The following is a 12449-nucleotide window of genomic DNA, read 5'->3' on the forward strand; positions in this document are numbered from 1 at the left end:
AAAGCGAAGAGTTTTTCCCTCGCTTTTTTTATGGCGTTAACTGTAAAAATCAGGTTTATCACCGAAAAAATGATGAGCGGTTTTATTCCTAAATCAAAAATAGTAGCTTTAAACATCCTTACTTCAAAACCAAAGATTATGAGAAAAGTACAACTTCTGCTACTGGGGCTTATTATTGGCCTACTGGTACATGCACAGGAAACCTTTCCGGTAAACGGGGTAGCAGACCCCCGAACCCGAGCGTATGCGTTTATTAATGCCACCATTGTTAAAGATGCGCAAACCACCCTTAACAATGCCACTTTATTGATAAAAGAGGGCAAGATACTGGCAGTTGGCAATGCAGTAACCATACCTGATGATGCGGTAGTAGTAGATTGCAAGAACAAATACCTTTACCCTTCGTTTATAGATGTCTATACCGATTATGGCGTAACCGAACCCATCCGTCCTTCCGGCGGCTTTAATTATATGGCTCCCACCCAGTTTACTTCGAATATCAAAGGCGCTTATGGCTGGAACCAGGCCATTAAGCCACAGGTAAATGCCATTGATCAGTTTAATGCCGACGATAAAAAAGCCGAATCCTATCGGATGATGGGTTTTGGTACCGTATTAACCCATGTAAAAGATGGGATAGCCCGCGGAACCGGTACAGTGGTTACTTTAGCCAATGAGGCCGATAATTTTGTGGTAGTGAAAGAAAAAGCATCTGCCCATTATTCCTTCAGCAAAGGCAGTTCCACCCAAAGCTACCCTACCAGTTTAATGGGTTCCATAGCATTATTGCGCCAAACCTATTTAGATGCCAAATGGTATAAAAATAAACCGGCCACTGAAGGTACCAATTTGTCTTTAGAAGCCTGGAATAATATTCAGTCGTTACCACAAATATTTGAAGCAGACGATAAATGGAACGATTTACGTGCCGATAGAATTGGGGATGAATTTGGAGTACAATATATTATTAAAGGTGGTGGTAATGAATATCAGCGCATGCCCGAAATAATTGCTTCTAAAGCAACGTATATTTTACCGCTTAATTTTCCCCAGGCATTGGATGTAGAAGACCCCAACGATGCCCGCTTTGTGTCGCTGGCCGATATGAAAAACTGGGAACTGGCTCCCACCAATCCCGCTGCTTTTGAAAAAGCCAATGTGCTTTTTTGTTTAACCACCAGCGATTTAAAAGATGTAAAACAATTTATGCCCAACTTACGGAAAGCCATTGCCGATGGTCTTTCTGAAAAAACCGCATTGGAAGCATTAACCAAAATACCCGCTACCCTGCTGAATGTGTACGATAAAGTAGGCAGCTTAGATGCAGGTAAATTAGCCAACTTTATTATTACCACTGGTCCGGTATTTGATGAGAATACCAAAATAGTTGAAAACTGGATCCAGGGAAAAAACTATGCCATTAACCCTGCAGAATGGAACACCGTTAGTGGAGAATATACTTTGACGATTCATACACCCAAGGGAACACAGCAATACAATTTGTTGGTAAAAAACAGCACTACTGCACAAATACTACAAGCCGATACCGTTGGTGTGAAATTGAGCTATGATGGTAAAGCAGTAAAAATGCAATTTGCTTTGGAAGGCAATAAAAAAGCTGAAGGCGAACGCCCACACCGAACCGGACAATATTTATTAAGCGGCCTGGCACTGAAAGAAAACTGGAGTGGTACCGGAAAAGATGATATGGGCAATGCCTTTACCTGGACAGCCACCTATACCAAACCATTACCTGCAGAAACAGCCAATAACAGAAAAAGAATGCAAAGCAGACCAATGGCAAAAGTAACCTATCCGTTTGATGGTTATGGCTTTGAAGAAATGCCGAAACAACAAACCCTGCTCATTAAAAATGGTACGGTATGGACCAACGAAAAAGAAGGGGTAGTTACCAATACCGATATATTAATTAAAAATGGCAAAATATCCAAAGTGGGTAAAAATTTAAGCGACCCCTCAGCCAAAGTAATTGATGCAACCGGTATGCACGTAACACCGGGCATCATCGATGAACACTCGCATATTGCTGCTGCCTCAATTAATGAAGGCGCACAATCTGTTACTTCTGAAGTAAGAATTGGCGACAACCTGAATCCTGACGATATTAATATTTACCGCCAGTTAAGTGGTGGCGTAACTACCTCGCATATATTACATGGATCGGCCAATACCATTGGCGGCCAAACCCAATTAATTAAATTACGGTGGGGCGCCGATGATGAGCAGTTGAAGTTTGCAGGCGCTGATCCCTTTATCAAATTTGCATTGGGCGAAAACGTTAAACGCACCACATCGCCTGCCAATAACCGTTTCCCTGATACACGTATGGGGGTAGAACAGGTATTGGTAGATGCCTTTACCCGTGCATTGGATTATGAAGCTGCCATGAAAAAAGATCCTGCAGGTACCCGGAGAGATTTGGAATTAGATGCATTGGTCGAAATTCTCAATAAAAAACGATTTATCACCTGCCATTCCTATGTACAAAGCGAAATTACTTCGGCAATGCGGGTAGCAGAACGTTTTGGTTTTCGTTTCAACACCTTCACCCATATTTTAGAAGGATATAAAGTGGCCGATAAAATGAAAGCACATGGTGCCAACGCTTCTACCTTCTCTGATTGGTGGGCGTATAAAAATGAAGTAAAAGATGCCATTGCATACAATGCTTCTATTATGCATAAAGTAGGATTGAATGTTTGTATCAATTCAGATGATGCAGAAATGGCACGCCGTTTAAATCAGGAAGCAGCCAAATCAATTAAATATGGCGGCATGAGCGAAGAAGATGCTTTGAAAATGGTAACCATTAATCCCGCCAAAGCTTTACATGTAGATAACAAAGTGGGCAGTATTAAAGAAGGCAAAGATGCAGATATAGTAATTTGGTCAGCAAATCCGTTGAGCATTTATGCTTCGGCACAAAAAACCATTGTGGATGGTATTGTTTATTTTGACAGGGAAAGAGATGCACAATTGCGAAAAAAAATTCTGGAAGAGCGCAACCGCCTTATTCAGAAAATGATTGGTGAAAAAAGAAACGGCACTCCGGTAATACCGGCACAACCCAGTTGGCAATATGTATTAAGTTGTGGTGATCACGACCATCATGATGGCATGATAACAATTGATATTAGCGAAGACGATGGTATTTCATCCGCCACTTTAGAAACCATTTCTCAAAACAAATAAATCAATTCATTCCAATCATAGAATGAACCTTACATCAAAAAATTAGGAATCATGAAAAATATTAAAATAACCCTCATACTTGCAGCCTTGTTCCTGATGAACGCTGCCGCCTTTGCGCAAGATGATGTTTTGCCTGCAAAACCCTATATGGGTCGGTTGTTTATTACCAATGGTACCGTACATGTTGGCAATGGCAGTGTAATCGATAAAGCTACTATTGAAGTAAACAATGGAAAAATAGTGGCAATACATACCACAGAAGTTACCATACCTGCCGATGCCAAAAAAGTAGATGCTACCGGCAAACAGGTATATCCCGGCTTAATTTTATCCAATACCGATTTAGGTTTAAAAGAAATAGCCAATGGCGTACGTGGCAGTAATGACTATTTAGAATTGGGCGACTTGAATCCGAATGTACGGTCTATAGTAGCTTATAATACCGATTCAAAAATCATTAATACACTTAAAGCCAACGGTATACTATTGGCGAGTGTAACACCCGAAGGCGGCAGCATTAGCGGCTCCTCTTCTGTTGTACAATTAGATGCCTGGAATTGGGAAGATGCCGCTTATAAAATGGACAATAATATTCACATGAATATGCCCAGCTTTATTCGTCGCCCCGGTAGAAGATTTGGTGCCGTAAACCCAGTTAATATGACCGACCCCGCTAAAGCTGCCTACGAAAAAATAGAAGAATTGAAAAACTTCTTTCGTCAGGCTAAAGCTTATTTGGCAGAAAGCAAACATGCACAAACCAATTTAAAGTTTGAAGCCGTAAAAGGCTTGTTCAATCAAAGTAAACATTTGTTCGTTCATGCTGATCAGGTAAAACAAATGCTGGCTGCCATTGATTTTGCAAAAGAATTTGGATTTAAAGTAACCATTGTAGGCGCCAGCGATAGCTACCAGATTGCCGATTTATTGAAAGCCAATGATATTTCAGTAATTTTAAATCAGGAACACGCCTTGCCTACAACAGAAGATGATGATGTAGACCAGCCCTATAAAACCCCCGGCGAATTGCAAAAAGCCGGCGTTTTATTTGCTTTGAACGATGCATTTGATGAAGCCCGATACCGCAACCTGATGTTTAATGCCGGAACGGCAGCTACTTATGGATTAACCAAAGAACAGGCTTTACAAGCCATTACCCTAAACAGCGCCAAAATTTTAGGCATTGATGACAAAACCGGTTCTATTGAAGCAGGGAAAGATGCCAATATTGTTGTAAGTGATGGAGATATATTAGATATGCATTCCAGCATCATCCGCCATGCCTTTATTCAGGGTAGAGAAGTGAGTTTAGAAAACAAACAAACCGAACTGAACAGAAAATATTTAACCAAATATGGTTTAACGCAGTAGTGGAGCCCAATATGCACAAAAACCAAAAAGAGGTTGCCACACCACAAATGGCAGCCTCTTTTCTTTTTCGCCTCCGCGCATTTCTATACCTTAGCTGTTATGCAGAAAAAATTGTTTTTATTAGATGCGTTTGCGCTCATTTTTCGCGCTTATTATGCATTGATACGCAGCCCCAGAATAACCAGCAAAGGCAAAAATACCAATGCGCAGTTTGGATTTACCAATACATTAATTGAGTTAATGAACAAGGAAAAGCCTACCCATTTGGCCGTATGCTTTGACATGGAAGGGCCTACCGAGCGGCACACCGATTTTGCAGATTATAAAGCCAACCGTCAGGAAACTCCGGAAGATTTACTGGCTGCCATTCCTGATATAAAAAAAATTATACAAGCCTTCAACATTCCCGTTATCGGTATTCCCGGTTATGAAGCAGATGATGTAATTGGTACACTGGCCTGGGAAGCACACGATGCAGGCTATGAAGTATTTATGGTAACCCCCGATAAAGATTATGGCCAGTTGGTACGCGATGGCATTACGATTTATAAACCGGCCTACCAGGGGGGTAATGTAGAATTGATGGGCCCGAAAGAAGTTTGTGAAAAATGGAATATCGATAGCATTAGTCAGGTAGTTGATATGTTAGGTTTAATGGGCGATGCAGTAGACAATATTCCCGGTATACCCGGAATTGGCGAAAAAACAGCCGCCAAATTATTAAAAGAATATGGCACGCTGGAAAATGTATTGGACAACGCCGACAATATTAAAGGAGCACTGGGTGAGAAAATCAGAGCCGGGAAAGAAAGCGCCATCATCAGTAAAAAATTGGCTACCATTATTACCAATGTGCCGGTTAGCTTTCATGAAGAAAATTTTCGATTAAAGCCATTCGATAAAGAAAAACTAATTGAAGTATTTACCGATTTAGAATTTAAAACCTTAGGCAAAAGAGTATTGGGAGAAGATTTGCCCGCATTTACCACTGCGCCGCAGGCCATACAAACCGATTTGTTTGGTGCACCGGTGGCTACTCAAACAAACAATGGTAGCAAACCGACCACCTACGTCAGCCCTACACCGTCAGTTGAAAATTTTGGAATAAAAGACAGCAGCAATACAGAACACACTTATCATTTAGTGAACACACCTGCTGCTATTCACAATTTAGTGGGAACCTTATTGCAGCAAAAAGAAATAGCATTTGATACCGAAACAACAGGCTTAGATGCAAATCTGGCGCAAATGGTAGGTATGAGTTTTGCCTATCGCCCACACGAAGCCTTTTACGTACCGGTGTCCAAAGAAAAAACAGCCGCCGCTGCATTGTTACAACAGTTCCTGCCACTATTTAATCATGAAGCTGTTTTGTGGATAGGCCAAAATATTAAATACGATTTATTGGTTTTAAAATGGCAGGGTATTGAGTTAAAAGGTAAAATTTTAGATACCATGTTGGCTCATTATGTAATTGAGCCCGATGGCAAACACAATATGAATGGATTGAGCGAACAGTATTTACATTATCAACCCATTTCTATAGAAACACTGATTGGCAAAAAGGGTAAAGGGCAAGGCAATATGCAGGATGTAGAATTGGAAAAGATAAAAGAATATGCGGCAGAGGATGCTGATATAACCCTGCAATTAAAACAGGTTTTGTTGCCGTTGGTAAAAGAAAAACAAGTGCAGCAGGTATTGGACCAGATAGAAAATCCGCTGGTGCCTGTACTTACCCGGATGGAATATGAAGGCGTAGCCGTTGATGTTGATTTTTTAAATGCTTACAGTAAAACCTTAGCCACCGAAGCCAAAGCGGCAGAAGAAAGCGTGTACCAACAAGCCGGCGTTCGGTTTAACCTCGCCTCACCCAAACAATTGGGCGAAGTGTTATTTGATAAACTGCAATTAGACCCATCTGCCAAAAAAACAAAAACCGGCCAATACCAAACAGGTGAAGATGTATTGACCAAGCTGGCGGCAAAGGGCCATAAAATTGTAGAAGATATTCTGGCATTCCGGGAGCTCACCAAACTGAATTCTACCTATGTAGAGGCGCTGCCTGCATTAATTCACCCCATCACCGGGCGGGTACATACCTCCTATGCACAGGCCGTAGCTGTAACCGGGCGGTTAAGTAGCAACAATCCCAATTTGCAAAATATACCCATCCGCAGTGATCGGGGCCGGGAAATCAGAAAAGCTTTTATTCCCCGTGAAAAGAACCGATTTATAGTAAGTGCCGACTACTCACAAATTGAATTACGCATTGTAGCTGCCATTAGCGGCGATACCAATATGTGTACTGCCTTTAAAGCCGGAAAAGACATTCATACCGCAACGGCAGCGAAAGTATATGGCATTGATGAAACAGCCGTAACCAAAGAAATGCGCTACAAAGCCAAAAGTGTAAATTTTGGCATTATTTATGGTCAGGGTGCTTTTGGTTTAGCCGATAATCTGGGCATTTCCCGTACCGAAGCCAAAGAAATTATCGACAATTATAAAAAAGAATTTCCGGGCATTACGGCCTATATGGAAAATACCATTGCCTTTGCACAAAAGCATGGTTATGTAGAAACACTGATGGGCAGAAAGCGCTGGTTAAAAGACATTAATTCCGCCAACTTTACCGTTCGCGGATATGCAGAACGCAATGCCATTAACTCGCCTATACAGGGAACGGCAGCAGATATGATTAAATTGGCCATGATAAAAATAGATGCCGCCCTGCGCAAAGAAAAATTTAAGTCGGTGATGATTTTACAGGTACACGATGAGTTGGTTTTTGATGTGGTACCCGAAGAATTGGAAATGATTCAGCCCCTTATTTTAAACAACATGCGGGAAGCATTGATATTGCCCAACAAAATACCCATTGAAGCAGAAATAGGCATTGGTAAAAACTGGTTAGAAGCACATTGATGGATGGTGTATGGCAAACAAATATGGAATAACAGAATTTAAAACAATGGAACAGAAAGGCATGTCCGTAAATGGCAAAACCATGAATCAACAAGGGAAAGCCGGAATATGGTTAGGGTTATTGTTAGGAATGATTACAACCTTCTGGGGCTGTAAACCTGAAAAACATTATACCCATCCGCACGTACAAATTGAAACAACTTTAGGATATATTGAATTAGAATTATACCCCGAAAAAGCACCTAAAACAGTAGCAGCTTTTTTGAGTTATGTAGACTCCGGTTACTACAAAAGAGCCAGTTTTTATCGTGTGTTGAACGATTTAAACCAACCCATGAATGCGCCCAAAACCGAACTGGTACAGGGTGGAATCTGGAAAACCAATAATCAATTGGCCACTTCGGTACCCGGTATACCGCACGAAAGTACCAAAGCAACCGGTTTGCGGCATGAAGCAGGTACCGTATCCTTAGCCAGAATGGCGCCGGGCACGGCAGGCACAGAATTTTTTATTTGTATGGAACGAGAGCCCGGACTGGATTATGGCGGCGCCAATATGGATGACAAACAGGGCTTTGCAGCTTTTGGTAAAGTGGTGAAGGGGATGGATATTGTTGAAAAAATTTACAATGGGAGCGATTATAACCAGTACCTCGATCCGCCGATCGTAATTTTTAATATTCGGCGCTTATAAAAATGCGCACTTTAGCAATAGCAGCGTATTTGGTATTTAAATAAGCCAACCTTATTGTTTTTTCAATTCCATTTTTTGAATATTACCTTGACCGTCGGTAGTTTTCCAAACCTGGTATTTGGCTTTATTGGTAACGATAATCCATGATTTTGGGAACTGTGCATTATCGCTGTTCAATGTAATGTTTTGTCCGTTAATTGTCCAGGTAAAAGGTTTTTGATCGTTGGTTTGGTTACCCAAAATAGAATAACTCAGCGATTTTATACCGCTGCCATCTTTCTTAAACTGAATGGTACCCACATTACTGGCTTCTGCATTCTGCTGATTGATATTGGTTTCCTGAAATTTTACAATATTCCAGGTTCCGGTTAATCGTTGTTGTAAACTGCAGGAATTTAGTAATAATGTGGCTACCACAATTGTACTGAGGGTTTTTATTTGTTTTTTCATAATAAAAAATTTTATTTTTTCTTAAAAACAGGCACAGTACTGCAAGGTTCACCGTACATGATGCTTTTTACTACCGGCCGTAATTGTTGTGTGATGGCTACATACATGGCTTCGGGTATGGGGGTTTCTCCACAACCTTTAATTACTACCCGTTTATTGGTGTATTCAGAAACGGGTATGGCTTTAATTTTCTGCAGCCAGGCCCATTCCAAAGCTTTATCGGTTGTTCCCCAAAAAATATCTTTTGCTACCGGCGTTAAATAAGCACTTACCAGCATGTAGGCCCACATGGGAATGATGGCATCGGCACTGCAATGAATGGCTACAATGGCGCCGGTATATTGTTCCCAGTTTACTGCTTGTAAGTTGGTTCTGAAATCTTTTTCTTTTAAAATCAGCCCCATGAAAAGATACTCTTTCAAATCGAAAGAGCGTAGCGGTTCGCTGGGCGAAAAACCGGCTAAATCCAAAGTAATTAATCCGCTTTCAGCTACCTTATTAACAATGGGTTTTTCCATATTTTAATGTTATTATCATCACAAAGATACAATTTGTTATGGGGGTGGTTTTTCGTAATACGATAAAAAAAGGCTTCCGGAAACAACCGGAAACCTTTTGAAGTATTTGATAAAAAAGAATGAACTAATAAAACTTGCTGCGGTAATCTTTTACTACGGCCGATTTGCGTAGGGCATCCATACCTCTGTAAATAGCCATTCGTAATGATTGTAACAGGGTTTGCTGAATGGTTTGTGCTTCTTCAGGTGTTGAAGGTTTGCTATTAAGAGCATCTACCTGTAATGCAAAAACACCATTACTGCCGGCAACGGGCGGCGTAACTTTATTGAGATAAGATTTGTTAAAAGAAGCACCGGTAAATTTAGCATCGTTACCAATGCCGGTAATAAACGGACTGCTAAAAGAAACGCTATCTGCTTTTTGAACAGAACTACCGGTGGCGGTTGCATACACATTTAAATCAGCCCCTGCTTTAAACTTGGTGTCTAATAATATTTTCGCTTTCTTTTCATTGCGTACTATGGGCTCAATCAGCGGTCTTAAAACGGCTGCTGGCGGTAAGCCCGGTTTAATGTCTGCAATAACAATAGGAACCACATAATTATTGCCAATTCTTACCGGTTCTTCTTCTACATTACCTACACTATGGTCATAAATCCAGCGTACTAACTGGCGGCTATCACCCAAATTGGGAATATTGTAATCGTTCTCTTTAATGTCTTCAGCCGTTAAAATAGGTTTATTCATTTTAGCAGCAGTAGCATCAAAATCTTTTTTGTTTTTGCTGAGAGAGGCAAACTGAGCTGCTGCATTTACGGCTGCGGCATCGGTTTCATTGCTAACGATAATGGGTTTAGCATAATAAGCAATTTTGTAGGCAGGAGAAGAACCTTTTTGTCCCAATACTTCTACATAATGTAAGCCATATTCGGTGGTAATAACCCCTTTGCTACCCACGGGTTTTTCAAAACTAAAATCATTGAAGGTAGGAACCATGCGTCCGGTAGTAAAATAATCGTATACACCGCCGGTGCTTTTGTTACCATCATCAGAATATTTTAAGGCAACAGAATCAAATGGAACACCAGCCTTTAGCTGCATTTCAACGGTGTCCATAATTTTACGGGCGGCGCTATCTTCTCTCACTCTTTGTAATACACCTGATTGCGGGTCTTGCTGGTGGGTGGCCACTAAAATATGGCGCACTTTTGCAGAATCAGGTAATTGTTTAACAGCAATTAGTTTAGCAATTACATATTCATTCCCATCTAAATAAGGACCATACACACCATTAACAGGTAATTTAGCAATAGAGTCAATGCTTTTTTGTTTGATTTGATTTTTAGAAATAAAGCCATCATAAAAAGGCAAATCAGATGTGTTTTGTGCAAAGAAGGTGTTGATGTTGGTATTGGTAGCCAAATCTGCTTTTTTGGCCAGCACTTGTTGAAAGGCTGCCATTGAATCGGTCGCACTTGGGTTGGCATCAAAGGTTACATAAGCAATACTGCGGGTTTCTTCATCGTGTTTGTATTCATCTTTATGTTTGCTGGCATAAGCCATAATTTCATCGTCACTTACTTTAACAGAAGAGTCGGGTATGGCACTATAAGGCGTATATACATAAGAAACGTTGGAGATTAAATTGTTATCGGATGCGGTTTTGGTAACCAACCATTTAGGAACATACATGGCTTGTTGCAACAAAGCCTGATATTTGGCCTGTAAAGCCTGTTGAATGGCCGGCTTAATATAAGCCTCTTCTACCTGCGCCATTTGTTGTGTATTCTTCGATTTTTTCAATTGTTCAAAAGCCGATTTAGCTTCATCTACCATAAACATACCGGTTTTAGGGTCAGTAAATTCCCGTTTTAACGGCGAGGTCATGGGGTTAAATAAAATATCGCTCACTTCTTTTGCCGTTACAGTAAGTCCTAGTTTTTTGTATTGCTGATCCATAATAATGGAAGCCACTTCATTATTCCATAACTGGGCAATGGTTTGTTCGCGATTGGCGCCACGGCCACCATACATACTTACTTTTTCTTCAAAGTCGGCACGCTCAATACTTTGGCCATTTACTTTACCGATAACCGTAGTATTGGAAAAGAAATTTCCCCTGCGAAATGAACCATCCTGCAGAATAAACGCCAGTAATGCCAGTGCAATAATGCCAAAAACAAACCAGGCTCCTTTGTCGCGTATGCGTTGAATAACAGACATAACTATAATTGTTAGTAATAAATTTTATAAGGATGGCAAAAATAGGGGATTAAGTTTATTGCACAAATTGTGGAAAAATTACCAAAAGGCAATGTGGTTGTCTAAAACGGGTCACTATAACAATCTCATCCCAGTTTTTGGAAAATCGTTGTTTCGGGAAGGTTTAGGTGCTTTGTTCTGCAACAGAAACAGAGTACCCTAGTACCCTGTTTTATAAACTAAAGTTGGCTGCTGTGGAAAAATTGCCGGAAAGCGAATCGGGTAATTGGCTGATGATAGCAGATGCTGTCAGATAATGTTCACTGGGGCTGTAAGCAAAAATACAAGACCCGTTTTTAATGGTTTGAATAATAGCCGGTGCCAGTTTGGGAGGCAGTGCAGGGCAGCCCTCGCTGCGGCCCAGATAGCCTTGTGCTTTTATAAACTTTTCACTGGCATAAGGTGCTGAATGTATTACGATACCTCTTTTGTAGGCATTGTCATTAATACCCGGTTCTAAACCATTTAACCGTAGTGCAAAACCATGTTTGCCGCGATAAGTGTTTTCAGTAACATAAAAACCTAAGCTGCTTTTATAACTATTGGCCCTGTTAGAGAATTGGGTGGCCATTAGTTTGCCGGAATTTTTTCCATGTGCCACATAGGTATTGTACAACAATGCCCCATGCAACAAGTCAATTACAAATAATCTTTTTTGTGAAGAAGGTAAACTAAAATCAATAATGGTTAAAACAGCATCGTTTTGAATTTTACCTGCTTGTAATAATTCCTGCATTCCGGCCAATGCCATTTTGTAGGCTGTAAAGGATAGACCTTTGTAGGCTAAAGCCAATTGTTGGTAAAGGGATAAATGGGTAGACGGGGCAATATTTTTGAGCGGAATATGACGATTTTGAGGACTATACGCAAAGTTTGGCGCAAAACTAAACATCGCCGGAAGGGCAATGATACATAGGATAAATTGGACTGTTTTTTTACCTTTCAACAACATCATGCTGCACAAATAAATTTCAAGAAGAATGCAAACTACTTGAAATAGCGAAAAAGTAGC

General features: G+C 40.6%; 8 protein-coding genes. 4 read left to right on the forward strand and 4 right to left on the reverse strand.

The window, feature by feature from the left end; all coding sequences use genetic code 11:
* The first annotated feature begins 138 nt into the window (after window positions 1-138).
* The 4 genes from AC3QLY_RS04605 (at window position 139) to AC3QLY_RS04620 (ending at window position 8206) form a co-directional block, all read left to right on the forward strand.
* A complete protein-coding gene (locus AC3QLY_RS04605; protein ID WP_218330799.1) occupies window positions 139-3213 on the forward strand; it encodes an amidohydrolase family protein in 3075 nt (1024 codons plus the stop codon).
* 51 nt (window positions 3214-3264) lie between these two features.
* Complete coding sequence (locus AC3QLY_RS04610) at window positions 3265-4584, forward strand: amidohydrolase family protein (RefSeq protein ID WP_218330798.1); 1320 nt, start codon at window positions 3265-3267, stop codon at window positions 4582-4584.
* A 99-nt stretch (window positions 4585-4683) separates the two neighbouring features.
* The gene (gene polA / locus AC3QLY_RS04615; RefSeq protein WP_492990767.1) at window positions 4684-7512 is read left to right on the forward strand and encodes a DNA polymerase I; all 2829 of its coding nucleotides are present in this window, start codon (window positions 4684-4686) and stop codon (window positions 7510-7512) included.
* 10 nt (window positions 7513-7522) lie between these two features.
* Window positions 7523-8206, forward strand: a complete 684-nt coding sequence (locus tag AC3QLY_RS04620) for a peptidylprolyl isomerase (protein ID WP_287101497.1) — start codon at window positions 7523-7525, stop codon at window positions 8204-8206.
* A gap of 51 nt (window positions 8207-8257) precedes the next feature.
* Here the strand turns inward: AC3QLY_RS04620 and AC3QLY_RS04625 are convergent, their stop codons facing one another.
* From AC3QLY_RS04625 to AC3QLY_RS04640, 4 genes are all read right to left on the reverse strand, one after another.
* Window positions 8258-8656 (reverse strand): lipocalin-like domain-containing protein, encoded by a 399-nt coding sequence (locus tag AC3QLY_RS04625; protein WP_218330796.1) that lies wholly within the window; start codon window positions 8654-8656, stop codon window positions 8258-8260.
* An 11-nt stretch (window positions 8657-8667) separates the two neighbouring features.
* Window positions 8668-9174, reverse strand: coding sequence for a DUF2480 family protein (locus AC3QLY_RS04630; protein WP_218330795.1), 507 nt, complete (start codon window positions 9172-9174; stop codon window positions 8668-8670).
* Window positions 9175-9298: 124 nt separating this feature from the next.
* The gene (locus AC3QLY_RS04635; RefSeq protein ID WP_218330794.1) at window positions 9299-11398 is read right to left on the reverse strand and encodes a peptidylprolyl isomerase; all 2100 of its coding nucleotides are present in this window, start codon (window positions 11396-11398) and stop codon (window positions 9299-9301) included.
* A 211-nt stretch (window positions 11399-11609) separates the two neighbouring features.
* On the reverse strand, window positions 11610-12392 hold the full coding sequence (locus tag AC3QLY_RS04640; RefSeq protein ID WP_141676770.1) for a murein L,D-transpeptidase catalytic domain family protein: 783 nt from the start codon (window positions 12390-12392) through the stop codon (window positions 11610-11612).
* Window positions 12393-12449: the final 57 nt, after the last annotated feature.

Source organism: Hydrotalea sp. GW822-HT8A01 (assembly GCF_058798575.1).